General features: G+C 71.3%; 25 protein-coding genes and 1 pseudogene. 18 read left to right on the top strand and 8 right to left on the bottom strand.

Going from position 1 to position 24621, the window contains the following annotated elements:
- Positions 1-2 precede the first annotated feature (2 nt).
- The gene (locus tag MCHUDSM44219_RS11935) at positions 3-269 is read right to left on the bottom strand and encodes a hypothetical protein (RefSeq protein ID WP_048418434.1); all 267 of its coding nucleotides are present in this window, start codon (positions 267-269) and stop codon (positions 3-5) included.
- 68 nt (positions 270-337) lie between these two features.
- Positions 338-502, bottom strand: a complete 165-nt coding sequence (locus MCHUDSM44219_RS30300) for a hypothetical protein (RefSeq protein ID WP_109777711.1) — start codon at positions 500-502, stop codon at positions 338-340.
- 56 nt (positions 503-558) lie between these two features.
- On the opposite strand from MCHUDSM44219_RS30300, the gene typA reads away from it, so the two are divergent.
- Both typA and MCHUDSM44219_RS11925 read left to right on the top strand, forming a co-directional pair.
- Entirely contained in the window at positions 559-2463 is a 1905-nt protein-coding gene (gene typA / locus MCHUDSM44219_RS11930) for a translational GTPase TypA (protein WP_048418473.1), read from the top strand.
- 93 nt (positions 2464-2556) lie between these two features.
- Positions 2557-4386, top strand: coding sequence for an ABC transporter family substrate-binding protein (locus tag MCHUDSM44219_RS11925; RefSeq protein ID WP_048418472.1), 1830 nt, complete (start codon positions 2557-2559; stop codon positions 4384-4386).
- Here the strand turns inward: MCHUDSM44219_RS11925 and MCHUDSM44219_RS11920 are convergent.
- The gene (locus MCHUDSM44219_RS11920) at positions 4370-5608 is read right to left on the bottom strand and encodes a chloride channel protein (RefSeq protein WP_048418433.1); all 1239 of its coding nucleotides are present in this window, start codon (positions 5606-5608) and stop codon (positions 4370-4372) included. The two genes, MCHUDSM44219_RS11925 and MCHUDSM44219_RS11920, sit on opposite strands and share 17 nt — an antisense overlap.
- Before the next feature lie 27 nt (positions 5609-5635).
- On the opposite strand from MCHUDSM44219_RS11920, the gene mshB reads away from it, so the two are divergent.
- From mshB to MCHUDSM44219_RS28870, 6 genes are all read left to right on the top strand, one after another.
- Positions 5636-6490, top strand: a complete 855-nt coding sequence (gene mshB, locus MCHUDSM44219_RS11915; protein ID WP_048418432.1) for an N-acetyl-1-D-myo-inositol-2-amino-2-deoxy-alpha-D-glucopyranoside deacetylase — start codon at positions 5636-5638, stop codon at positions 6488-6490.
- Positions 6491-6608: 118 nt separating this feature from the next.
- Positions 6609-7079: a hypothetical protein gene (locus MCHUDSM44219_RS11910; RefSeq protein WP_082162157.1), complete on the top strand. Its 471-nt coding sequence runs from the start codon at positions 6609-6611 to the stop codon at positions 7077-7079.
- Positions 7080-7164: 85 nt separating this feature from the next.
- Positions 7165-9744: a bifunctional FO biosynthesis protein CofGH gene (locus MCHUDSM44219_RS11905; RefSeq protein WP_048418431.1), complete on the top strand. Its 2580-nt coding sequence runs from the start codon at positions 7165-7167 to the stop codon at positions 9742-9744.
- 58 nt (positions 9745-9802) lie between these two features.
- Entirely contained in the window at positions 9803-10726 is a 924-nt protein-coding gene (locus MCHUDSM44219_RS11900; RefSeq protein ID WP_048418430.1) for a fumarylacetoacetate hydrolase family protein, read from the top strand.
- Complete coding sequence (locus tag MCHUDSM44219_RS11895; RefSeq protein WP_048418429.1) at positions 10723-11181, top strand: DUF2231 domain-containing protein; 459 nt, start codon at positions 10723-10725, stop codon at positions 11179-11181. The genes MCHUDSM44219_RS11900 and MCHUDSM44219_RS11895 overlap by 4 nt, the downstream gene beginning before the upstream one ends.
- A gap of 91 nt (positions 11182-11272) precedes the next feature.
- The gene (locus MCHUDSM44219_RS28870; RefSeq protein ID WP_165762010.1) at positions 11273-11758 is read left to right on the top strand and encodes a CsbD family protein; all 486 of its coding nucleotides are present in this window, start codon (positions 11273-11275) and stop codon (positions 11756-11758) included.
- Positions 11759-11800: 42 nt separating this feature from the next.
- Here the strand turns inward: MCHUDSM44219_RS28870 and MCHUDSM44219_RS11885 are convergent, their stop codons facing one another.
- Positions 11801-12355, bottom strand: coding sequence for a YceI family protein (locus MCHUDSM44219_RS11885; RefSeq protein WP_048418469.1), 555 nt, complete (start codon positions 12353-12355; stop codon positions 11801-11803).
- A 125-nt stretch (positions 12356-12480) separates the two neighbouring features.
- Between MCHUDSM44219_RS11885 and MCHUDSM44219_RS11880 the strand changes: the two genes are divergently transcribed.
- The 6 genes from MCHUDSM44219_RS11880 (at position 12481) to dapC (ending at position 17190) form a co-directional block, all read left to right on the top strand.
- Entirely contained in the window at positions 12481-13107 is a 627-nt protein-coding gene (locus tag MCHUDSM44219_RS11880) for a TetR/AcrR family transcriptional regulator (protein ID WP_048418428.1), read from the top strand.
- A gap of 73 nt (positions 13108-13180) precedes the next feature.
- Positions 13181-14734: an MFS transporter gene (locus MCHUDSM44219_RS11875; protein ID WP_201778142.1), complete on the top strand. Its 1554-nt coding sequence runs from the start codon at positions 13181-13183 to the stop codon at positions 14732-14734.
- Positions 14731-15327, top strand: a complete 597-nt coding sequence (locus MCHUDSM44219_RS11870) for an SDR family NAD(P)-dependent oxidoreductase (protein ID WP_201778141.1) — start codon at positions 14731-14733, stop codon at positions 15325-15327. The genes MCHUDSM44219_RS11875 and MCHUDSM44219_RS11870 overlap by 4 nt, the downstream gene beginning before the upstream one ends.
- Positions 15324-15518, top strand: a complete 195-nt coding sequence (locus MCHUDSM44219_RS30465; RefSeq protein WP_201778140.1) for a hypothetical protein — start codon at positions 15324-15326, stop codon at positions 15516-15518. The genes MCHUDSM44219_RS11870 and MCHUDSM44219_RS30465 overlap by 4 nt, the downstream gene beginning before the upstream one ends.
- Before the next feature lie 215 nt (positions 15519-15733).
- A complete protein-coding gene (gene fdxA, locus MCHUDSM44219_RS11865; protein ID WP_043411558.1) occupies positions 15734-16057 on the top strand; it encodes a ferredoxin in 324 nt (107 codons plus the stop codon).
- Positions 16058-16110: 53 nt separating this feature from the next.
- On the top strand, positions 16111-17190 hold the full coding sequence (gene dapC, locus MCHUDSM44219_RS11860; protein WP_048418427.1) for a succinyldiaminopimelate transaminase: 1080 nt from the start codon (positions 16111-16113) through the stop codon (positions 17188-17190).
- Positions 17191-17224: 34 nt separating this feature from the next.
- Here dapC and MCHUDSM44219_RS30955 read toward each other — a convergent pair.
- Together MCHUDSM44219_RS30955 and MCHUDSM44219_RS11855 are read right to left on the bottom strand one after the other, a co-directional pair.
- A pseudogene (locus MCHUDSM44219_RS30955) lies at positions 17225-17703 on the bottom strand (helix-turn-helix domain-containing protein); the annotation flags it as partial.
- 1 nt (position 17704) lies between these two features.
- On the bottom strand, positions 17705-18903 hold a 1199-nt coding region (locus MCHUDSM44219_RS11855), incomplete at its 3' end, for a CdaR family protein (protein ID WP_236695434.1).
- Positions 18904-18998: 95 nt separating this feature from the next.
- On the opposite strand from MCHUDSM44219_RS11855, the gene pruA reads away from it, so the two are divergent.
- Both pruA and MCHUDSM44219_RS11845 read left to right on the top strand, forming a co-directional pair.
- Positions 18999-20627, top strand: a complete 1629-nt coding sequence (pruA, locus tag MCHUDSM44219_RS11850; protein ID WP_048418426.1) for an L-glutamate gamma-semialdehyde dehydrogenase — start codon at positions 18999-19001, stop codon at positions 20625-20627.
- A gap of 3 nt (positions 20628-20630) precedes the next feature.
- Positions 20631-21605 (top strand): proline dehydrogenase family protein, encoded by a 975-nt coding sequence (locus MCHUDSM44219_RS11845; RefSeq protein WP_048418425.1) that lies wholly within the window; start codon positions 20631-20633, stop codon positions 21603-21605.
- Here the strand turns inward: MCHUDSM44219_RS11845 and MCHUDSM44219_RS11840 are convergent.
- Together MCHUDSM44219_RS11840 and MCHUDSM44219_RS11835 are read right to left on the bottom strand one after the other, a co-directional pair.
- Entirely contained in the window at positions 21593-22087 is a 495-nt protein-coding gene (locus MCHUDSM44219_RS11840; protein ID WP_048418424.1) for an Rv2253 family sensor-like surface protein, read from the bottom strand. The genes MCHUDSM44219_RS11845 and MCHUDSM44219_RS11840 overlap by 13 nt on opposite strands.
- Positions 22088-22207: 120 nt before the next feature.
- Positions 22208-22744: an NUDIX domain-containing protein gene (locus MCHUDSM44219_RS11835; RefSeq protein WP_048418423.1), complete on the bottom strand. Its 537-nt coding sequence runs from the start codon at positions 22742-22744 to the stop codon at positions 22208-22210.
- Positions 22745-22779: 35 nt separating this feature from the next.
- On the opposite strand from MCHUDSM44219_RS11835, the gene MCHUDSM44219_RS11830 reads away from it, so the two are divergent.
- The gene (locus MCHUDSM44219_RS11830; protein WP_048418422.1) at positions 22780-24195 is read left to right on the top strand and encodes an acyl-CoA synthetase; all 1416 of its coding nucleotides are present in this window, start codon (positions 22780-22782) and stop codon (positions 24193-24195) included.
- The gene (locus MCHUDSM44219_RS11825) at positions 24186-24536 is read left to right on the top strand and encodes a VOC family protein (protein WP_048418421.1); all 351 of its coding nucleotides are present in this window, start codon (positions 24186-24188) and stop codon (positions 24534-24536) included. Before MCHUDSM44219_RS11830 ends, MCHUDSM44219_RS11825 begins: the two co-directional genes overlap by 10 nt.
- Positions 24537-24621 lie beyond the last annotated feature (85 nt).

Raw genomic sequence — 24621 nt, 5'->3', positions numbered from 1 at the left:
GTCTAGTACCGCAGCCGGTCGTCGAGCACGTGGACCGGGGCGTCGCGGTGGCGCGCCGCATAGATCGGGTGCAGCAAGCTCGGATGCTCGCAGTGGGGGCAGGACACCCTCGGGTCTCGCCGGGAGTTGAATGCGAGGTGGTGACAGGCCGAGCACCGCACCACGTACAGCGCGCCGATCCAGTTCAGCAAACCCAGATAGATCGCGAGCGCGGCCAGCGTGGCCAGCGCCGTGATGAGGGCAACGGTCAGTACCTCGTAAACCGTCATATCGGCCTACCTTCTCCACGAAACTGCCTGACGGATTCCTCCACGGTACGCCGCTGACCAGGCGCGGATCAGGCCTTTCGCGCTCTCTTGAAGACCTTCTCCAGGTCCTTGCCGCGGATCCCGTTGCGCTCGGCCCTGCTGACCTTGTGCAGCACCACCGGGCACCGCTTGCAGCGGGGTTTACTGCGGCAGCACTTCTTCTTCGGGGTGAGCTCGGTGAGCTTGCGGGCCACGTGACGGGTGTCTCTCGTTTTCGCGATCGGTGCACGGCACTGCGACAATCACCGGCGTGACTGCACGCCCCGATTTCCGCAACGTCGCCATTGTGGCCCACGTCGACCACGGCAAGACCACGCTGGTCGACGCGATGCTGCGCCAGTCCGGGGCGCTGACCCACCGCGGTGACGACGCGATCGAACGGCTCATGGACTCCGGTGACCTGGAAAAAGAAAAGGGCATCACCATCCTGGCCAAGAACACCGCGGTGCACCGGCACCACGCCGACGGCGGCATGACCGTGATCAATGTCATCGACACCCCGGGTCACGCCGACTTCGGCGGCGAGGTCGAGCGCGGCCTGTCGATGGTCGACGGCGTGCTGCTGCTCGTCGACGCCTCCGAGGGTCCGCTGCCGCAGACCCGGTTCGTGCTGCGCAAGGCGCTGGCCGCGCACCTGCCGGTGATCGTCGTGGTCAACAAGACCGACCGGCCCGACGCCCGCATCGCCGAGGTCGTCGAGGAGAGCCACGACCTGCTGCTCGATGTCGCCTCCGACCTCGACGAAGAGGCGCAGGCGGCCGCCGAGAAAGCGCTCGACCTGCCCACGCTGTACGCGTCGGGCCGCGCCGGCATCGCCAGCACCACCCAGCCCGCCAACGGCGAGAACCCCGACGGGGAGAACCTCGACCCGCTGTTCGATGTGCTGCTCGAGCACATCCCGCCGCCGCAGGGCGACCCCGAGGCGCCGCTGCAGGCGCTCGTCACCAACCTCGACGCGTCGGCGTTCCTGGGCCGGCTCGCGCTGATCCGGATCTACAAGGGACGCATCCGCAAGGGCCAGCAGGTCGCCTGGATGCGCGAGGTCGACGGCCACCCCGTCATCACCACCGCGAAGATCACCGAGCTGCTGGTCACCGAGGGTATCGAGAGAACTGCGGCGGACTCCGCTTCGGCCGGTGACATCGTCGCCGTCGCCGGTATCCCCGACATCATGATCGGTGACACCCTGGCCGACCCCGACCACGCGCACGCGCTGCCCCGCATCACCGTCGACGAACCGGCGATCTCGGTGACCATCGGCACCAACACCTCCCCGATCGCGGGCAAGGTGTCCGGGCACAAGCTCACCGCGCGCATGGTGAAGAGCCGGCTGGACGCCGAACTCGTCGGCAACGTGTCGATCAAGGTCGTCGACATCGGCCGCCCGGACGCCTGGGAGGTGCAGGGCCGCGGCGAGCTGGCGCTGGCGGTCCTCGTCGAGCAGATGCGCCGCGAAGGCTTCGAGCTGACCGTCGGCAAGCCGCAGGTGGTCACCCGCACCATCGACGGCAAGCTGCACGAGCCGTTCGAGGCGATGACGATCGACTGCCCGGAGGAGTTCGTCGGCGCCATCACCCAGCTGATGGCCGCCCGCAAGGGCCGCATGGAAGAGATGACCAACCACGCCGCCGGCTGGGTCCGGATGGACTTCATCGTGCCCAGCCGTGGACTGATCGGGTTCCGCACCGACTTCCTGACGCTGACCCGCGGCACCGGCATCGCCAACGCGGTGTTCGACGGCTACCGGCCGTGGGCGGGGGAGATCCGCGCCCGCCACAGCGGCTCGTTGGTGTCCGACCGCAGCGGTCAGATCACCCCGTTCGCGATGATCCAGCTCGCCGACCGTGGGCAGTTCTTCGTCGAGCCCGGCCAGGAGACCTACGAGGGCCAGGTCGTCGGGATCAACCCGCGCGCCGAGGACCTCGACATCAACATCACCCGCGAGAAGAAGCTCACCAACATGCGGTCGTCCACGGCCGACGTGATGGAGACGCTGGCCCGCCCGCTGGAACTCGACCTCGAGAAGGCGATGGAGTTCTGCGCCGAGGACGAGTGCGTGGAGGTCACCCCGGAGATCGTGCGCGTGCGCAAGGTGGAGCTGACGGCGTCGCTGCGGGCGCGGGCCAAGGCGCGGGCCAAGCAGGCCAATTCGTAGCCGGCCGTCGGCACGCGTCGCCGCCGATCCGGCGGTCGATACGCTGGCAGCGTGCCGACCGCCCGCCGTGTGCTGACCTGCGCGGTCGCGGTGATGGTGCTCCTGGCGGGCTGCACGGTGAGTCCACCGCCCGCGCCGCAGAGCACCGACACCACCGAATCCACGGCCCCGCCGCCGACGAAGGCGACGCAGATCATCATGGCGATCGACTCGATCGGTCCGGGCTTCAACGCCCACCTGCTCTCCGACCAGTCGCCGGTCAACGCGGCGATCAGCTCGCTGGTGCTGCCGAGCTCGTTCCGGCCGATCCCGGATTCCCGCACCCCGACCGGGTCGCGCTGGGAGCTGGACACCTCACTGCTGGAATCCGCCGAGGTCACCAGCCAGGACCCGTTCACCGTCACCTACAAGATCCGCCCCGAGGCGCAGTGGACGGACAACGCGCCCATCGGCGCCGACGACTTCTGGTACCTGTGGCGGCAGATGGTCAGCCAGCCCGGCGCCGTGGACCCGGCCGGCTACGACCTGATCACCGGCGTGCAGTCGGTGGAGGGCGGCAAGACCGCGGTGGTCACCTTCGCCCAGCCGTACCCGGCCTGGCGCGAGCTGTTCAACGACATCCTGCCGGCGCACATCGTCAAGGACGTGCCCGGCGGTTTCCCCGCCGGTCTGGCGCAGGCGTTGCCGGTGACCGGCGGACAGTTCCGGGTGGAGAGCATCGACCCGCAGCGCGACGAGATCCTGCTGGCCCGCAACGACCGCTACTGGGGCAAGCCGGCCACCCCGGATCTCATCCTGTTCCGGCGCGGTGGCGCCCCGGCCGCGCTGGCCGACTCGATCCGCAACGGCGACACCCAGGTCGCCCAGGTGCACGGCGGTTCGGCGGTGTTCGCGCAGCTGTCCGCGATCCCCGACGTCCGCACGGCCCGCATCGTGACCCCGCGCGTCATGCAGCTGTCGCTGCGCGCCCAGCAGCCCGCCCTGACCGACGTCCAGGTGCGCAAGGCGGTCCTCGGTCTGCTCGACGTCGACCTGCTGGCCGCGGTCGGTGCCGGCGACGACAACACCGTGACGTTGGCGCAGGCGCAGGTGCGTTCCCCGTCCGACCCGGGCTACGTGCCGACGGCGCCGGCGGCGATGACGCGCGAGGAGGCGATGGCGCTGCTGGGCGCCGCCGGTTACCGCGTGGACCCCGCGCCCACCTCCACCCCCGGCCAGCAGCCGCCCGGACCGACCCCGCCGGAGAGCAACCGCGGTCAGCTGACCAAGGACGGTGAGCCGCTGACGCTGGTGCTCGGGGTGGCCAACAACGATCCGACCGCGGTCGCGGTGGCCAACACCGCGGCCGACCAACTGCGCAGTGTCGGCATCGCTGCGTCGGTCTCGGCTCTGGACCCGGTGACGCTCTACGGCGACGCGTTGGTCAACAACCGCGTCGACGCGGTGGTCGGGTGGCACCAGGCCGGTGGCGATCTGGCGACCGCGCTGGCGTCGCGCTACGGCTGCCCCGCCCTGGAGGCGACCGCCATCCCCACCGCGACGGCGCTGCCGTCCACCGGTGACAGCCCCACCCCGTCGCCGTCCCCGACGCCGTCCCGGCCGTCCGCCCCGGCGACGACGCCGACGTCTGCGCCGCCGGCGCCGGAATCGGGTCAGCTCGTCCAGGCGCCCAGCAACATCACCGGCATCTGCGACCGGGCGATCCAGCCGCGCATCGACGCGGCGCTGCAGGGAACCGCCGACATCGGCGAGGTGATCGACGAGGTCGAGCCGCGACTGTGGGACATGGCCACGGTGCTGCCGATCCTGCAGGACACCACGATCGTCGCCGCCGGACCGAGCGTGCAGGGCGTCAGCCTGACCGGGGCGGTGCCGGTCGGGATCGTCGGCGACGCCGGGCAGTGGGTCAAGCTGCCGCAGTAGCGGACCGTCGGCGCCGCCGCAGCGCCGCCAGACCGGCGGAGGTGAACGCCGCGAGCGCGAACACCGCCAGCAGCCAGACCGGCGGGCGAGCCAGCTCCCAGACGAACAGCGTCGCGAACAGCGGCGAGCGCTGGGTGATCGCCAGCACGCCCGCCGCACACGTCAGCGACACCGCCGCCACCGGCAGCGCGGTTCCCGCCCCCGCGTTGAGCGCGAGCGCCACCACCGAGCCCGCCGCCGCACCGGTCGCCAGCGCCGGGGTGAGCATCCCGCCCACCGCGCCCGCCCGCAGGAACAGCGCCGTCAGCACCGGCTTGAGCACCAGGATGGCAGCCGCCGCGGTGAGCGTGAGCCCGCTGTTGACGCTCACCTCGAGGACGCTGCGGCCGTTGCCCGGGAGCTCGGGCAGCCAGATCGAACACACGCCGGTGAGCAGTCCGGCCGCCGCGATCGCCGGAATCAGCGCGGCCGACCGCGGCGTGGTCGCCGGTCGCGCGGCGGCGGTCAGCCGGTCGAACGCCAGCCCGACCGCGACCGCGAGCGGCGCCAGCGCCACCGCGAGGAACCCGAACAGGTACGACAGGTCTGCGTCCGGCCACACCAGCGGGTGTTCGAGGTGGGTGACCGGCGCGGCCACGGCGACGGCCAGGCTCGAGGTGATCAGGGCCGTTCCCCAGGCCCGCGGATGCCACGTGCCGAGCAGGATCCGCGTCGCGAACAGCGCGCCGCCCAGCGGCACGCTGTACACCGCACCCAGCCCCGCGCCCGCCGCGCAGGCCAGCAGGATCTCGCGGTCGCGTGCGGTGAGCGCCCACCGCGACGTGCCGAGGTCACCCCAGGCCACGGCGAGCTGCCGCGGTGCTCCTTCGCGGCCGAGCGACGCCCCGGACCCGACGAGCAGCACCTGCAGTCCGGCGTCGACGGTCAAGCCGAGACGGCGGACCGGCCGCTCGCCGGCCAGCACCGCGGACATCCCCTGGACCGGGCGCCGGCGTCGCAGCAGCCACCACCCGAAGCCCGCCAGCGCTCCGCCGACCATCGGCCCCAGCGCACGGCGCAGGTCGCCGCTGTTCTCCACGCCCGTGAGCAGGGTGCCGAACGTGTACCGGTAGGTGAGATGTTCGACGGCGTGCAGCAGCAGTGTCGTCGCTGCGCCTGCCACACCGGCGAGCAGACCGATGAGCACGACGGCGCACCCGTACTCGACAGCGCGGCGGCTCACCAGGGGAATCTAAGGCAAGCTGAGCGCATGGAGACGCCGCGGCTTCTTTTCGTGCACGCCCACCCCGACGACGAGACCCTGACCACCGGCGCGACCATCGCGCACTACTGCGCGCGCGGCGCGCAGGTGCAGGTGCTGACCTGCACGCTCGGCGAGGAGGGCGAGGTCATCGGCGAGCAGTGGGCGCAGCTGGCCGTGGACCGTGCCGACCAGCTCGGCGGCTACCGGATCGGGGAGCTGACCGCCGCGCTGGCCGCGCTCGGGGTGGACCGGCCACGCTTCCTGGGCGGCGCCGGCCGGTGGCGGGACTCCGGCATGGAGGGAACCGCACCGCGGCATCGGCAGCGGTTCGTCGACGGGGACTTCGCGGAGCAGACCGCGGTACTCGCCGCCGTCGTCGACGAGCTGCGCCCGCACGTCGTCGTCACCTACGACCCGCAGGGCGGCTACGGCCACCCCGACCACATCCACGCCCACCGGGTCACGATGGCCGGCGTCGCCGCGGCACGCTGGCGGGTGCCGAAGGTGTACTGGACGGTGATGTCATGGACCGCCCTGTCCGCCGGGCTGGAGGCGCTGACGAACGTGCCCGAGGGGTGGATCCGCGTGGACGCCGGGGCCCTGCCGATCATCGGCTACGCCGACGACGCGATCGACGCGGCGCTCGACGTCGCCGCGCACGTGCCCGCGAAGCTGGCGGCGCTGCGGGCGCACGCGACGCAGGTGCAGGTGTCACCGGACGGCACCGCGATGGCGCTGTCCAACGGCATCGCGTTGCCGGTGCCGTTGGTGGAGCACTACACCCTGGTCGAGGGCGTTGCGGGGGAGCGCGACGACCGGGGCTGGGAAACCGATCTGCTGGCCGGTCTGAGCCTGGGGTGAGGGCGGGCCCGACGGGGTACAGTGCCCTCAACTGCACGGCGCGCGCGGAAGGCATGCACATGGATCCGGATCTCGATCCCAACCTGCAGCACTGGCAGGACCGTCTGGACAACTTCCAGTGGGTCGTCGGTTCCCTGGTGTCCGTGCTCGACAGCATTCCGACCTGACGGCGCCGACCGCGCCGGGGCCCGATCGGCTCCGGCTCCTCGTCCTGGGCGTGCTCGCGCTCGACGGTGTTCTCTCCGCGCTGATGGCCGTGTTCTTCCTGCCGCTGCGCATCGGCGGCGTCCCCCTTCCGATCAGTGCGGTGCTCAGCGGTGCGCTGAACGTCGGGCTGGTGTGGGTGGCGCTGCAGTGGACCACGTCGCCGCGGCTGGCGGCGCTGCCGCTGTGGACCTGGCTGGCGACGGTGCTGCTGTGCACGTTCGGCGGTCCCGGCGACGACATCGTGTTCGGCGGCTCCGGACTGATGGAGTACGCGTCGGTGCTGCTCATCGCCGTCGGTGCGCTGCCGGCGGGCTGGCTGCTGAGCCGGCGGCGGGCCGCGGCCCCCAGCACCGGGGCGGGCGCCCGGACGCGCGCTCGTTGACTACTGTGGCCGGTATGCCAGGCGCCTGGGTTCGTCGAATGTGTGACCCGCGGAAGATCCGCGGCCATGCCGGGGTTATGAGGAAGTGGCTCTGAACCCCCAGCGCGGCACCGACCTGCCCAGCCCCAGCGTCCCCCCTGTCTCGAGCGCGCCGTCCGCGGCCGCGCTGCGGAGGGTGTTGCGCCGCGCGCGTGACGGCGTGGCGCTCAACGTCGACGAAGCCGCGATCGCGTTGACGGCGCGCGGCGACGACCTGGCCGACCTGTGCGCCAGCGCGGCGCGGGTGCGCGACGCCGGCCTGGAGGCCGCCGGCCGTCGCGGGGCCACCGGCAAGCTGCCGGTCAGCTACTCCCGCAAGGTCTTCATCCCCGTCACGCATCTGTGCCGCGACACCTGCCACTACTGCACGTTCGTCACGGTGCCGGGCCGGCTGCGCGCCGCCGGCAAGGGCATGTTCATGGAGGCCGACGAGATCCTCGAGGTGGCCCGCCGCGGCGCCGAATTGGGCTGCAAGGAAGCCTTGTTCACGCTGGGGGACCGGCCGGAGGCGCGCTGGGAGGAGGCGCGCCAGTGGCTCGACGAGCGCGGCTACGACTCGACGCTGGACTACGTGCGGGCCATGGCGATCCGGGTGCTCGAGGAGACCGGGCTGCTGCCGCATCTGAACCCCGGGGTAATGAGCTGGTCGGAGCTGTCCCGGCTCAAGCCCGTCGCTCCGTCGATGGGCATGATGCTCGAGACGACGTCGCGCCGCCTGTTCGAGACCCGCGGGGAGGCGCACTACGGCAGCCCCGACAAGGACCCCGAGGTGCGGTTGCGCACGCTGGCCGACGCCGGCCGGCTGTCCATCCCGTTCACCACCGGGCTGCTCGTCGGCATCGGTGAGACGCTCGCCGAACGCGCAGACACGATCCACGCGATCCGGCGCTCGCACAAGGAGTTCGGCCACGTGCAGGAAGTGATCGTGCAGAACTTCCGCGCCAAGGACCACACCGCGATGGCCTCGGTGCCCGACGCCGGGATCGATGACTTCCTGGCCACCCTGGCCGTCACACGCTTGGTGATGGGGCCGAAGATGCGCATCCAGGCCCCGCCGAATCTGGTGTCGCGGCAGGAGTGCCTGGCGCTGATCGGCGCGGGCGTCGACGACTGGGGCGGGGTGTCACCTCTGACGCCTGACCATGTGAACCCGGAGCGGCCGTGGCCGGCGCTCGACGAGCTGGCCGCGGTGACCGCCGAGGCGGGATACGACCTGGTGCAGCGGCTCACCGCGCAGCCGCAGTACGTACAGGCCGGCGCCGCGTGGATCGACCCGCGGGTGCAGGGTCACGTCAACGCGCTGGCCGACCCCGACACCGGCTACGCGCTGGATGTCAATCCGGTCGGGCGGCCGTGGCAGGAGCCCGACGAGGCCGCCGAGTCGCTGGGCCGCACCGACCTGCACACCGCGATCGACTCGCAAGGACGGCTGACCGAGACGCGCAGCGATCTGGGCAGCGCGTTCGGGGACTGGGAGTCGATCCGGGAGAAGGTCAGCGAGCTGGCAGCCCGTGCCCCCGAACGCCTGGACACCGATGTGCTGGCCGCGCTGCGCTCGGCCGAGCGCGATCCCGCCGGCTGCACCGACGACGAGTACCTGGCCCTGGCCACCGCCGACGGTCCCGCGCTGGAAGCGGTTGCCGCGCTGGCGGATTCGTTGCGCCGGGACACCGTCGGCGATGATGTGACGTTCGTCGTCAACCGCAACATCAACTTCACCAACATCTGCTACACGGGCTGCCGGTTCTGCGCGTTCGCGCAGCGCAAGGGCGACGCCGACGCGTACTCGCTGTCGACCGACGAGGTCGCCGCCCGGGCGTGGGAGGCGCACGTCGCCGGCGCCACCGAGGTGTGCATGCAGGGTGGCATCGACCCGGAGCTTCCCGTGACCGGCTATGCCGACCTGGTGCGCGCGGTCAAGAAGCGGGTGCCCTCGATGCATGTGCACGCGTTCTCCCCCATGGAGATCGCCAACGGGGCGACCAAGAGCGGCATGAGCATCCGCGAGTGGCTGACCGCGCTGCGGGAGGCCGGACTGGACACCATCCCGGGGACCGCGGCGGAGATCCTCGATGACGAGGTGCGCTGGGTCCTGACCAAGGGCAAGCTGCCGACCTCGCTGTGGATCGACGTGATCACCACCGCCCACGAGGTCGGGCTGCGCTCGAGCTCGACGATGATGTACGGGCACGTCGACCAGCCCCGGCACTGGGTGGGACATCTGCGGGTGCTGCGCGGAATCCAGGACCGCACAGGCGGATTCACCGAATTCGTGCCGCTCCCGTTCGTGCACCAGTCCTCGCCGCTGTACCTGGCCGGCGGGGCGCGGCCGGGGCCGACGCATCGCGACAACCGCGCGGTGCACGCGTTGGCGCGGATCATGTTGCACGGCAGGATCTCCAACATCCAGACCAGCTGGGTGAAGCTCGGTGTCGAACGCACCCAGGTGATGCTCACCGGTGGCGCCAACGATCTGGGCGGCACGCTGATGGAGGAGACGATCTCGCGGATGGCGGGCTCGGAGAACGGCAGCGCCAAGACCGTCGCCGAACTGGTTGCGATCGCCGAGGGCATCGGCCGTCCGGCACGCCAGCGCTCGACGGACTACAGGCCGCTGGCCGCGTAACTTTTCGGCGCGCCTGTCGTGGCGCCGATTCACAGCTGCGACTGGTATCACAGTCACTGTGAAACTGCGGCGGGTGCTGACCGGCGGCGGGCTCGAGCTGCAGTCGCTCGACGCCGACGGTGCGTGGCACGCCACGTCGGACGATGCGGCGCTGGGCGGTCGGGTCTTCGACGCGGAGTGGGAGCTCGCCTGCGCGCAGCGCCATCACCAGGCGTCGGGCAACGTCCTGCCCTTCGCGCCCGCGTCGTTCCGCGACTTCATGCTCTACGAGAGGCACGCGATCGACGCGGCCCGCGGTCTGGTGCGCCGGTTCCATCCGGGTCAGTCGCGCGTCACCGGTGTCGTCGAGAGACTGAGCCGGAAACCGTTCCCGCTGTTCAGACCCAAGCCGCTGTTCTACCGGCAACCCATCTACTACATGTCCAACCATCTGAGCTTCGTGCCCAGCGGTACCCCGGTGGCGGTTCCGTCCTACTCGCGCGCACTGGATTTCGAGCTGGAGGTGGGCTTCGTGCTGCGCGCGCCGCTGCTCGACGCCGCGCCCGCCGAGGCGCTCGACGCGATCGGGGCCTTCGTCGTGGTGAACGATTTCAGCGCCCGCGACGTACAACGAAGCGAGATGGCAACGGGACTGGGGCCGCAGAAGGCCAAACACTTCGCCTCGTCGATGTCGGTGCTGGCCGTGACCGCCGACGAGATCCTGCCGCACATCGACGATCTGACGGGGTCCGTCACCGTGAACGGCACGACGGTGGCCACGGTGTTCAGTCGCGGCATGCAGTGGACGCTGGGCGAGGTGCTCGCGCACGCATCCCGGGACGAAAGACTCTATCCCGGTGAACTGTTCGCCATGGGAACCGTGCCCGGTGGAAGCGGTATGGAGACGGGCCACTGGCTGCGCCCCGGCGATCGACTGACGTTGGCCATCGACCAGATCGGCGAGATCAGCCATTCCATCGTGAGTTCCGAGGAGACCCCATGACCACTCTTGCCGGCCTGCCCGCGCACGCTCTGCTCGTCCACGGCGTCGTCGTTCTGGCGCCGCTGACGGCGATCCTGGCCATCCTGTGCGCGGTCTGGCCCGCAGCGCGACAGCGCTTCGTCTGGCTGGTGGTGGCGCTGGCGGCGATCAACCTGGCGCTGACACCGCTGACCACCTCGGCCGGTCAGTGGCTGTACAACCAGGAAAGCGAGCACCGGCCGATCCTCGAGAAGCACGAGGAGCTCGGCGAGACGATGATCTACTACTCCATCGGACTGCTCGTGGTCGCCCTCGCGATCGCGGTGCTGCACGTGCTGGCGCATCGCACCGACAAGACGCGGACCGTGGCCACCGTCGTCGTCGCGGTGGCGGCCGTCCTGGTCGGCGCGTCGGCGATCGTCGGGGTCGTCGGCATCGGACATTCGGGCGCCGAAGCGAAGTGGGGCACCGAATAGCCTGTGGCGGACGTCACCGGCCCCGTGCCGTTCGGTTTGCCGCCTGCCCGCCGTCTCAAGGGCAGTAACGGAAATCGAAGGAGTGGCAATCATGGGAGATCTGTCCGACAAGGCTCAGGAATTCGCCGGTCGCGCAAAGAAAGCCGCCGGCGACGTCACCGGCGATGACAACCTGCGCGCCGAGGGCGCCGCGGACAAGGCCGAGGCCGAGGTGAAGCAGAAGGTCGACGACGTGAAGCAGGCCGTCACCGAAAAGGCCTCCGACATCGCCGATTCGGCGCAGGACAAGGCCGAGGATGTCAAGCAGGCGGTCAGCGAGAAGGTGTCCGATGTCGCCGATTCCGCGCAGGACAAGGCGGTCGAGGTGAAGCACGCGGTCACCGAAACGGCCTCCGACTCGACGTTCGTCGCCGTACTGGCGGTGGTCGGCGCCGCCCTTGTCGCGGCGCTGTTGCTGCGGCGGCGGAGTCGGACTGCGTCCTCGGGGTCCGCGCGGTCCTCGGGCAAGCGACACAAGGGCCGCGCGGTCGCGACCAAGGCCGTGACCGCCGGACTGAAGGAAGCCATCGTGCGGTGACCGACTCGGGCCGCATCACCGATGCGGCCCGAGCCCACGGCGTCAGGCTTGCTTGAGGGCCTCGATCTCGAGGGTGATCGTCACCTTGTCGCCGACGACGGCCCCGCCGGTCTCCAGCGGCATGTCGATGTCGATCCCGAAGTCCTTGCGGTTGAGCACCACCGAGGCCTCGAAGCCGGCGACCTCGCCGTGGCCCATGCCGGGGTTGACACCGTTGAACTCCAGCGTCAACGAGATCGGCTTGGTGACGCCCTTGAGGGTGAAGTCGCCGTCGAGGACGTAGTGGTCACCGTCGGCCCGCACCGCCGTCGAGGTGAAGGTCGCAACGGGGTGGTTCTCGACGTCGAAGAAATCAGCGGCCCGCAGGTGCGCGTCGCGCTGCTCGTTGCGGGTGTTGACGGAGTCGACGGCGATCTCGGCGGTCACCGACGGGGTGCCGTCCTCGGCGACGGTGATGGCGCCGCTGAACGTGTCGAATTCGCCGCGCACCTTGCTGACCATCAGGTGGCGTACCGAGAAGCCGACCGAGGAGTGGACGGGGTCGATCGCCCAGGTGCCGGTGGGCAGGGCGGTGGCGACGGAAACGGGGCTGGTCATGGGTGTTCCTTCCGAGAGCGCGTCGGCCGATCCGACGATCACGCCCGGATAAACGGACCGCAGTCCGAATTCATTCCCGGCGGCGTCGCGGCATCCGAGACCGCGTCGATGTAAGACTTGTCAACATGGCGGCCACGTCGTACCACCACGGCAACCTCCGGCAGACGCTGCTCGACCACGGCGTCGCGCTGGCCCGCGCCGGCGGCCCCGACGCCGTGGTGCTGCGCGACGTCCAGCGCCTGGCCGGTGTCAGCAATTCGGCGGCCTACCGGCACTACGCCGACCGCCGTGCCCTGCTGGGCGCGGTGCAGATTCATGCGATGACCCAACTGGGCGAGGCCATGCGCGACGCGGTGGCGGCGGTGCCCAACCGCGGGCCGCGGGACCGCCGGGCGCTGGCCCGGCTCAGGGCGACGGGCCGCGCCTACGTCGACTTCGCGCTCGCCGAGCCCGGGCTCTTCCGCACCGCATTCGCCAAGGACGGACCCGACCGTGCCGACGAGGACGTCGACCCGTCGCGCCATCCGTTCCAGATCCTGACCGGCTGCATCGACGACCTCGTGGAGGTCGGGGTGCTGGCCGCGGACCGTCGCGCCGGCTTCGACGAGGCGGCATGGGCCGCCGTGCACGGTCTGGCGACGCTCTTTCTCGACGGGCCGCTGAGCCACGCCGGCGCCGAGGAGAAGCGGCTGATCAGCGAGCGGCTTCTCCAGGTCGTCGAGGACGGACTGCGATCGGCGCCACGCGCCTGACTCCATGTTGACAGCGTTAACTTGGCCTGCCATGCTCGCAGGTGTTAACACTGTCAACATAGAGGTGGCCGCCATGTCCCTGACCGCAGTCCCGCCCCGGCACCGCATGGCCGCGTCGTCGAAACCGATTGCCGCACTGGTCGTCACGCTGGTGGCCGCACTGGCCATCAACGTGGAGACGACGATCGTCAACGTCGCTCTGCCGACCCTGAATTCGGAACTGGGTGCCTCGACCCGAGGGCTGCAGTGGATCGTCGACGCCTACAACCTCGCGTTCGCCGCGCTGGTGCTCGCGGGCGGCACCGTCGGCGACAAGTTCGGTCGGCGACGCACGCTGATCGCCGGTCTGCTGCTGTTCGCCGCGGCGAGCGTCGGTGCGGCCCTGTGCACGACGACCGACGCGCTGATCCTGATGCGGGTGGTGATGGGCGTGGCCTCGGCGCTGATCTATCCGACCACGCTGGCGATCATCACCGACACGTTCCGCGACCCGCGTCGGCGCGCCGCAGCGATCGGGGCGTGGGGGGCGGTGACCGGCCTCGGGGTCGCCATCGGCCCGATCCTCGGCGGAGCGCTTCTCGAAAGCTTCTGGTGGGGAAGCCTTTTCCTGGCGCTCGCACCCATCGCGCTGCTGGCCGCGCTCGCTGCTCCGTGGGCGATCCGCGCGGCGGCGCCGGCCGACCGGACACGGATGGACCTCGGCGGGGTGGCGGTGTCGGTGATCCTGCTCGGCGCGCTCGTCTACACGATCATCGAGGCGCCCGCCCGCGGATGGGGCAGCGCCGCAACGCTCGGCGGCTTCGCCGTCGCGCTCTGCGCCGGGCTGGTGTTCGTCGGATGGGAACGCCGCCGTCCCGATCCACTGATCGACGTGTCGCTGTTCGCCAACCTGAGGTTCAGTGCCGCCAGCGGCGCGGTCACCGTGGCGTTCTTCGCGCTGTTCGGATTCATCTTCCTGATCACCCAGTTCATGCAGTTGCTCCAAGGGTTCAGCCCTCTGGGCACGGGCGTGCGCATCCTGCCGGTCGCGCTGTCGATCGCGGTCGGCTCGGTGCTCGGCACCCGGCTCGCGGTCACCCGGGTCGGCACGAAAATGATTGTCGCAGTGGGCTTGTTGATGATGGCGGCGTCGTTCGCGTGGATCTCCACGATCGACCTCACCGTCTCCTACCTCGAGATGGCGGCGCAGATGGTGCTGCTCGGCGGCGGGCTGGGCCTGACCTCGGCACCGGCGACCGACTCGATCATGGGGGTGGTGCGCCCCGAGCAGGCCGGCGCGGGCTCGGCCGTCAACGACGCCACCCGCCAGGTCGGCGGAACGCTCGGGGTCGCCGTGATCGGCAGCATCTTCGCCACGCTCTACACCGGCGGCCTCGGCGACACCCCGGCCGTCGCACTGCTGCCCCCGGCGCTGCGCAGTCTGGTCGGCGAAGGGCTGGCACAGGGTCTGGGCGTCGCGGCGCAGGCGCCCGAACCTGTCGCGACAGCCCTGCGAGCCGGTGTCACCGACGCGTTCCTGTCCGGTCTCGGGGCGGGCTGCCTGACCGCGGCCGCCGTGTGCCTGGCAGGCGCGGTGTTCGTCGCGGCGTTCCTGCCCGCCCACCCGCGGGCCGAGGTTCCGGCATGACGATCGCCGACCGGTACGGGCCGTGGGCGCTGGTCACGGGCGCCAGCGACGGGATCGGCCAGGCGACCGCCCGGCACCTCGCCGCGGCCGGCGTGCACGTGGTGCTGGTCGCGCGACGTGAGCCCGCTCTGCGGGACCTCGCCGAGGAGCTCGAGCGCAGCCATCACATCCAGACCCGGGTGGTGGCCGTCGACCTGGCCCGTCCTGCCGCGGCCGCCGAGGTGGCCGACGCGTGTGCGGGCGTCGACGTCGGCCTCGTCGTGCTCGCCGCGGGCTTCGGCGCGGCGGGCCCTTTCCTGGCGTCGCCGTCGGCCACTGCGCTGGAGATGATCGACGTCAACGTCACCGCGGTCACCGCGCTCACCCATGTCATGGGCGGCCGACTGGTAGCGCGCGGCCGCGGCGGCATCGTGGTGTTCGGCTCGATCCTGGGGTGGCAGGGCGTGCCCGGGCAGGCCGTCTATGCGGCCACGAAGGCATACGTCCAGACGCTGGCGAGGGGCTGCACCGCGAACTGGCCGACCGCGGCGTCGACGTCGTGTCCGTCGCGCCCGGCCCGGTGCACTCCGGTTTCGCGGCGCGCGCCCGCATGACGATGCGATCGGCCACCGCGCCCGACGTCGTCGCCGCGGGCGCGCTGAGGAGACTCGGCCACGGCGTGACCGCGGTGCCCGGCGTCCGGGGCCGGGGGCTGACGCTCGCGCTGGCGCCGCTGCCTCGCCGTGTCCGGTCCGCGATCCTGGGTCGCGTGGTCGCCGGCATGGTGGACGCCGGCCCGGGCTGACGCAGATGCGTGTGGTGCTAGGCGTCCAGTAAATGAGACGTTTAGTATCTGTAACCACGCGCAACCCCTAACCCGGTTGCGCGTACGAGTTAGGGCACACTGGCACGCGCGTCCAACCAGCGGCAGGGATACTTGCCACAACGGTTGCGCCCACCAGTGCGCTTGCCGGGACAGCCCCACCGGACAGGTAGTTCGAGAGGACTTAGGAGAAGTTCGTGACGTACACGATTGCCGAGCCCTGCGTCGACGTCAAAGACAAGGCATGTATCGAGGAGTGCCCGGTCGATTGCATCTACGAGGGCGCACGCATGCTGTACATCCACCCGGACGAGTGCGTCGACTGCGGCGCCTGTGAGCCGGTGTGCCCTGTCGAGGCCATCTACTACGAAGACGATGTGCCGGACCAGTGGAGCAGCTACACCCAGATCAACGCGGATTTCTTCAGCGAACTCGGGTCGCCCGGCGGCGCGTCGAAGGTCGGCCAGACCGACAACGACCCGCAGGCGGTCAAGGACCTGCCCCCGCAGGGCGAAGACTGAGCACGACCCCACGGCCTGAGGCGCGCCGGCCACTGCGGTCGGCGGCGCTGCCGGTGTTCCCCTGGGACACCCTCGCCGACGTCACGGCGACCGCCCGCGCACACCCCGACGGCATCGTCGACCTGTCGGTCGGCACGCCGGTCGATCCCGTCGCGCCGGTGATCCGGGAGGCGCTGGCTGCGGCCAGCGCCGCGCCCGGCTATCCGACCACTGCGGGCACCGCCGCGCTGCGCGAGGCCGCGGTCGCCGCGCTGGACCGCCGGTACGGGATCACCGGTCTCACGCCGACCGCGGTGCTGCCGGTGATCGGCACCAAGGAACTGATCGCGTGGCTGCCGACGCTGCTCGGCCTCGGCGCCGCGGACACGGTCGTCGTCCCCGAGCTTGCCTATCCCACCTACGAGGTGGGCGCGCTGCTCGCCGGTGCCGCCGTCGCGCGCGCCGACTCGCTGACCCAGCTCGGGCCGTCGGTACCCGCGCTGGTGTACCTCAACTCGCCGAGCAACCCGACCGGCAAGGTCCTCGGCGTCGAGCACCTGCGCAAGGTGGTCGGCTGGGCCCGTGAGCGGGGCGTGCTCGTCGCCTCCGACGAGTGCTACCTGGGGCTGGGTTGGGACACCGCGCCGCTGTCGGTGCTCCATCCCGATGTCTGCGACGGTGACCACACCGGTCTGCTGGCGTTGCACTCGCTGTCGAAGACGTCGTCACTGGCCGGCTACCGGGCCGGATTCGTCGCCGGGGACGCGGCCGTGGTCGCCGAGCTGCTCGCGGTCCGCAAGCACGCCGGCATGATGGTGCCCACCCCGGTGCAGGCCGCGATGGTGGCCGCCCTCGACGACGACGAGCACGAACGCGAGCAGCGCGCCCGCTATGCGCGCCGCCGCGAGCAGCTCTTGCCTGCGCTGCGGGGTGCGGGTTTCACCGTGGACCACTCCGAGGCCGGGCTGTATCTGTGGGCCACCCGCGGCGAGCCCTGCCGGGACACCCTGGCCTGGCTCGCCGAGCGCGGCATCCTCGTCGCGCCGGGCGAGTTCTACGGCCCCCGCGGTGCGCAGCACGTCCGGGTCGCATTGACCGCGACCGACGAGCGCATCGCCGCCGCGGCGGCCCGCCTGGCGGATTCGGCGCGCTGACGCACCTTGAGGGTTAGTGCGCGCGCCCGATTCGCTACACCTCTGTGGCGCGCAGCGCCAATGCCAGCACCAGGCGGTCGTCGGGGTCGTCCAGCGAGGTCGCCAGCAGCTTCTCCACCCGCCGGATGCGGTAGCGCACGGTGTTGGGATGCACGTGCAGACGCTGGGCGATCGCCCCGATGTCACCGAAGCCGTCGAGGAAGGCCTGCAGCGTGGTCGCCAGCATCGGCTCCTGCTCGCGCAGCGCGCGCACCCGCGGATCGACGAGCCGCGGCTGCGCCGCCACCTGCGAGACGATCTCGTCGAGCAGCACCGTCGTGCGGGCCTCGTCGACCGTCGTGACCTGACCGATCGCGCCGGGATGGCGCTGCGCGCTGTCGAACACGCGATCCACCTCGGCCCGGGCCGCCGCCGCGGCGGCCACGCCCGCCAGCGGGCAGGCCGTCACCGCCCGCACCTCAAGGTCGAGTTCGCGGCGCAGCGCGGCGACCAGGCCGCGCGCCCACGAGGTCANGCGGCGGCCACGCCCGCCAGCGGGCAGGCCGTCACCGCCCGCACCTCAAGGTCGAGTTCGCGGCGCAGCGCGGCGACCAGGCCGCGCGCCCACGAGGTCACCGACGCGGCCCCGGAGACCTTGGGCAGCACCACGAACACCCGGTCGCCCGCGCTGACCACCTGTGCGTCGGCGCGAAAAGCAGTCGCGCTCAACGCGATCACATCGGCGGGCACCGAATGGTCCAGGCCGCGGAACCCGACCACCGCCGCGCGGGCGTCGGCGGGGATACCGAGATCGCGGGCCAGCGCCGCCACGTCGTCGGCGTCCGTGCCGGCGAGGCCCAGCAGCTGCTGCACCCGCGCGGTGTGCTGCGACGGCGCCGCGGCCAGCCGTGCCATGATGCGCGCCGCCAGCACGGCCCCGCCGCGCAGAATCTCCTCGACGTCGTCAGCCAGCGGCGCCGACCCCTGCTGGAGCCAGATCGTCCCGGCGAAGCCCGGCCGCTCCCGGTCCCCGGACGGAAGATGCACGCCGACCGCCAGCCGCGGCCGCAACCCGAGTTCGGGACGCTCGGCGACCCGCACCACCTCCGAGCCGGCGCGCAGCGCATCGAAGATGCCCCACTGGCCGATCCACTCCAGATGCTCGGGCGGACCGGACCGGCCCAGGATCGTCAGCCGGCGCAGCTCGTCGGCCTCCCCGCTGGAGGCCGAGTACGCGAGCATCCGGCTGTCGGCGTCCTCGATGCACACCATGCCGCGGGTGCGGTCGGCGATCGACTGGGCCAGCCCGAACAGGTCGGTGCCCGAATCATGCTGCGGGTCAGCGCGATCGCCGTGGTGCTCGAAGGCGTGGTTGACGAGGCGGTACAGGTGTTCCCAGCGGGCCTGCGGTTCGACGGCGACCACCGCGGCGCCCAGTGCCGCCGCCCGGGTGACCGCCGCCGCGGTGGGTTCCTTGACGAAGATCGCCGCGGGCCGGCCGGCATGCCGTTCGAGCCATCCGACCGCCTCGATATCGGAGACCCCGAGCAGGAAGAACACGTCGGCCGGCCCGGGGCCGACGGCCAGCCCGAGACGCACGTCGTCGGCGTCGACGAGCGCCACCGAGCTCACCGGCATGTCCAGCCCGCGCGGCGCCTCGACGAGCGTCACCATCGTGCGGTCGAGCGCCAGGAGGAGCTGGCCCAGGCCCAGGCCCGTCGATGTCGCCGCCATGGCGCCTCCCTCTTGTGTGATCCAACCAACAAGTCTGCCAGGTGTTGTTCGATCGGCCATCGGATAACGCGGCCGAAGTGGGCATGCTTGGGCACATGGATGCGATCACCGACGTACCGCTGCCCGCCAACGAGCCGGTCGGGGACTTCGCCCCCGGTTCCCCGGAACGCGCGAGGCTGCTCGACGCACTGACCCGGCTCGCCGCCGACCCGATCGACCTGCCGCACGTCATCGGCGGCCGGCACCGCATGGGTGCCGGCGAGCGTATCGACGTCGTGCAGCCGCACCGGCACGCCGCGCGGCTGGGCACGCTGACCAACGCCGACCACGCCGACGCCACCGCCGCCGTCGAGGCCGCGCTCGCCGCCAAGGCCGACTGGGAGGCCACCCCGTTCGACGAGCGCGCCGCGGTGTTCCTGCGCGCGGCCGACCTGCTCGCCGGACCGTGGCGTGAGAAGATCGCCGCCGCCACGATGCTCGGCCAGTCCAAGTCCGCCTACCAGGCCGAGATCGACGCGCCGTGCGAGCTCGTCGACTTCTGGCGGTTCAACGTCGCGTTCGCCCGGCAGATCCTCGCCGAGCAACCCGTCAGCGGACACGGGGTGTGGAACCGCACCGATCACCGCCCGCTCGAGGGCTTCGTCTACGCGATCACCCCGTTCAACTTCACCGCGATCGCCGGCAACCTGCCCACCGCACCCGCTCTGATGGGCAACACCGTGGTGTGGAAGCCGTCGCCCACGCAGACGTTCGCGGCGTACATGACCATGCAGCTGCTCGAGGCGGCCGGCCTGCCGCCGGGGGTCATCAACCTCGTCGCCGGTGACGGCAAGGCAGTGTCCGACGTCGCGCTGGCCGACCCGCGGCTGGCGGGCATCCACTTCACCGGGTCCACCGCGACGTTCCAGCACCTGTGGCGCGAGGTCGGCACCCACATCGACCGCTACGACACCTACCCGCGGCTGGTCGGGGAGACCGGCGGCAAGGACTTCGTCGTCGCCCACGCATCCGCGCATCCGGATGTGTTGCGTACCGCCCTGATTCGCGGTGCGTTCGACTACCAGGGGCAGAAGTGCTCGGCCGCATCGCGGGCCTACGTCGCGCGCTCGGTGTGGCAGCAGATGGGCGACGACTTCCTCGGCGCCACCGAAGCGCTGCGCTACGGCGACGTCACCGACCTGACCAACTTCGGCGGCGCGCTGATCGACGAGCGGGCGTTCGCCAAGAACGTGGCCGCGATCGAGCGGGCCAAGGGCGCGGCGGGTGTCACGCTGGCCGCCGGCGGCGAATACGACGACAGCGAAGGCTATTTCGTCCGCCCCACCGTGCTGCTGTCCGATGATCCGACCGACGAGGCGTTCTCGACCGAGTACTTCGGGCCGCTGCTGGCCGTGCACGTCTACCCCGACGACGACTACGACCGCATCCTCGACGTCGTCGACGGCGGGGCCCGGTACGCGCTGACCGGTGCGGTGATCGCCAACGACCGCGCCGCGGTGCTCACCGCGCAGCAGCGACTCCGGCACGCGGCGGGCAACTTCTACGTCAACGACAAGCCGACCGGCGCCGTCGTGGGCCAGCAGCCCTTCGGCGGCTCACGGGCCTCGGGCACCAACGACAAGGCCGGTTCGGCGCTGAACCTGACGCGGTGGACGTCGGCCCGCTCCATCAAGGAGACCTTCGTCCCCCCCACCCACCACACCTATCCCCACATGGAGGGCTGAGTCATGGGCGTGTTCGGACAGTTCGCGCGACCGGTCATCCTGGCCGCCGCCAAGCAGGACGGCCTGCGCCGCGCCGCCGAACGGGTCCCGCTGACCCGGCGGGTGGTGCACCGCTTCGTGCCGGGTGAAGGACTCGACGACGTGATGACGGCGATTGTCGCGCTGCGGGATTCGTCCCGGCTGGTGTCGATCGACTACCTCGGCGAGGACGTCACCGACGCCGATGCCGCCGATGCGACGGTCCAGGCGTACCTGGGCCTGCTCGCCGCGCTCGCCGGCCGGTCGGAGGCGGCGGAGCCGCGGGTGCGTCCGCTCGAGGTGTCACTGAAGCTCTCCGCCCTCGGGCAGGCATTGCCGCACGACGGCGAGAAGATCGCCCTGGAGAACGCGCGCACCATCTGCGAAGCCGCGCACCGCGCCGGGGTGTGGGTGACCGTGGACGCGGAGGACCACACCACGACGGATTCGACGCTGTCGATCGTGCGGGACCTGCGGGTCGACTTCGAGTGGGTGGGCACCGTGCTGCAGGCCTACCTCAAGCGGACCAAGGCCGACTGCTCGGAGTTTGCGGCCTCGGGGGCCCGAATCAGGTTGTGCAAGGGCGCTTATGACGAGCCGGCGTCGGTGGCCTACCGCGACACCGACCAGATCACCGACTCCTACCTGGGGTGTCTGCGCATCCTGATGGCCGGCCGCGGCTACCCGATGGTGGCCTCACACGATCCGGAGATCATCGCCGCGGTGGCGCCGATGGTCCGCGAGAATCAACGCAGCACCGACGATTTCGAGTACCAGATGCTCTACGGAATCCGCGACGGCGAGCAGCGCCGGCTGGCCGACGAGGGCAACCACGTGCGGGTGTACGTGCCGTTCGGCTCGCAGTGGTACGGCTACTTCGTGCGCAGGCTCGCCGAGCGGCCGGCCAATCTGACGTTCTTCCTGCGGGCGTTGACCGAGCGGCGCGCTCAGGCCGGATAGGCGGCGACGGGCATCACCACGGTGCCCTTGCAGATGCCGTCGAGGATCTCGGTGCGCCAGCTGCCGTACATCGAGCCGTCCAGCGTCGGTGCGTAGAACACCAGTGAGCGCGCCGGGGCGTACTCGCGCGGCACGTCGTCGCCGCGGAAACACTCCCACTGCCAGTTGTAGTTGAACACCCACTGCTTGCCGTCCCACGTGTACCGGCTCGGCTGGGGGATCGTCGGATTGCTCGGCGCGGGACCGTCTTTCGCGGTCGCCACGCAGGTGCCCGCGCACGAGGTGCTGAAGGTGTACTGCGCACGAAAATCCGGTTCGGGCTGGCGGGCCGCGATGCTGGTGCCCAGCTTGTTCGACGCGAAGGTGATCACCGTGTAGCGCCCACTCCACTCCGGCGGCGCCGCCGCGGCGGTGGCACCGGGGCAGACACAGGCCGCCGCGACGAGCGTCGCCGCCGCCAGTGCACTCCGTCGGGCAGACATGGTCCCTCGCAATGGTTCTCCAGTGACCTCTGCAACGTATCGGTCCGGGACCCCGCGGTGGCCCTTCGACACGACACCCACGGGCACGGTTGCGTCACGGGTTGGTCTCGCCGGCGCGCGTCAGTGTCCCGCGAGCAGCAGCAGCGTCCAGGCGGCCATCGACTGCGCGTCGGTGATCACGCCGTCGCGCATCATCTGTTCGATCTCGGCGCGCTCGAACCACGCGCTGCGCATGTCCTGCTCCTCGTGTTCGCGGTCGTGCGGCCCCTCGACGATCCCGGTGGCCAGGAAGACCCGACCTCGTTGGCTGCTCATCCCGGGCGCGACGTCGAGCATGCCGAGTTCGACCAGCGATGCCGCGGTCAGGCCGGTCTCCTCGCGCAGTTCGCGGGCCGCCAGCGCGGCCGGCTCGAGATCGGCCCGGTCGGGCGCGGTGCCCTGCGGAAACTCCCAGCGCCGCAACCCCAGCGGATAGCGGAACTGCTCCACCAGATGGAACCGGTCCCCGTCACGGGGGATCACCAGCGCGTACGTCGGCTTGTCGACCACCGCGTAGATGCCGCTGCTGCCGTCGGGCCTGCGGATGTCGTCCTCACGGATCGTCAACCAGTTGTTCTGGTACACCTGGCGGGAGGCGAGCGCCCGGATCGAATCCATCGCATCAGTATGACCGGCGGGTAGCCTCAGTTCTCGTGCTGCTGGCCTCCCTGAACCCCGCGGCCGTCGCCGCGGGCGCCGACATCGACGACGCCGTGCGCATCGACGGCGTGACGCTCAGTCGCAGCGATCTGGTGGGCGCGGCCACCTCGGTCGCCGAACGGGTGGGTGGCGCCGCCGCGGTCGCCGTGCTGGCCCGCCCGACACCGACCACGGTGCTCGCCGTCGTCGGCTGCCTGATCGCCGGGGTGCCCGTCGTCCCCGTGCCCGCCGACGTGGGCGCCGCCGAGCGCCGACACATCCTCACCGACTCCGGCGCCCAGGCATGGCTGGGCGAACGGCCCGACGACACCGACGGCTTGGCGCACATTCCGGTGCGGCTGCACGCGCGGTCCTGGCACCGCTACGCCGAACCGCCACCGGACGCCACCGCGCTGATCGTCTACACCTCCGGCACCACCGGCCTGCCCAAGGGCGTGCTGCTCAGCCGCCGGGCGATCGCCGCCGACCTGGACATGCTCGCCGCGGCGTGGCAGTGGACGGCCGAGGACACCCTTGTTCACGGGCTGCCGCTGTACCACGTGCACGGCCTGGTGCTGGGCCTGCTGGGATCGCTGCGGGTCGGCAACCGCTTCGTCCACACCGGCAAGCCCACGCCGGAGAACTACGCGCAGGCCGTGGCCGGGGGCGGGTCGCTGGTGTTCGGCGTGCCCACCGTCTGGTCGCGGATCGTCGCCGACGGCGACGCCGCCCGCGCGCTGGCGCCGGCCCGGCTGCTGGTCTCGGGCAGTGCGCCGCTGCCCGTGCCGGTGTTCGACGGGCTGGCCGCGCTCAGCGGCCACCAGCCGGTGGAACGGTACGGCAGTACCGAAGCTCTGATCACGCTGAGCACCCTGGCCGCCGGGGAGCGCCGTCCCGGCTGGGTCGGGCTGCCGCTCGAGGGGGTCACCACCCGACTGGTCGCCGAGGACGGCACCGCCGTGCCGCACGACGGCGAGAGCATCGGGGCGCTGCACCTGCAGAGCCCCACGCTGTTCGACGGCTATCTGAATCGCCCCGACGCCACTGCCGAGGTGCTGGACGCCGACGGCTGGTACCACACCGGCGATGTCGCGGTGATCGACGCGGGCGGGATGCACCGCATCGTGGGCCGCGCGTCGGTCGACCTGATCAAGAGCGGCGGCTTCCGGATCGGTGCGGGCGAGATCGAGACCGTGCTCCTCGGTCATTCCGGGGTGGCCGAGGCCGCGGTCATCGGGGCGCCCGACGCCGACCTCGGGCAACGGATCGTCGCGTTCGTGGTCGGCGATGCAGCCCCCGAGGAGTTGATCAATCATGTCGCACAGCAGCTTTCGGTGCACAAGCGACCGCGTGAGGTCCGCGTCGTGGACGCCCTGCCACGCAACGCGATGGGGAAGGTCTTGAAGAAGGAACTGCTGCAATGGGTCTGAGGTTCTCCGAGGTGTGCATCGACGCTCACGACACGCAGGCGCTGGCGGCCTGGTGGGCCCGAGTCCTGGGCTGGCCGGCCGAGGACACCGACGACGGCGACGTCGCGCTGCGCGCCCCGGCGGGCGCCGGCCCGGACTGGCTGTTCCTCGCCGTGCCGGACGAGAAGGTGGTGAAGAACCGGATCCACTTCGACTTCACCCCCGACGACCAGGACGCCGAGGTCGCCCGCGTGCTGGAGCTCGGAGCGCGCCGGGTGGATATCGGTCAGGGTGACGAGAGCTGGGTGGTGCTCGCCGACCCCGAGGGCAACGAGTTCTGCATCCTGGCAGCCGACGAGTGAATCCCGTTTCCCCGCGAGCGTGCGGGTCTGCACGCGACACGCCGCGCCGTTCCGGCATTCCGCGCACGCTCGCGGCGCTCGGCGG

This window comes from Mycolicibacterium chubuense, assembly GCF_001044255.1.
Classification (GTDB): domain Bacteria; phylum Actinomycetota; class Actinomycetes; order Mycobacteriales; family Mycobacteriaceae; genus Mycobacterium; species Mycobacterium chubuense.
The sequence above is the reverse complement of the archived record's forward strand: the minus strand, read 5'-3'. Positions and strand labels throughout refer to the sequence as shown.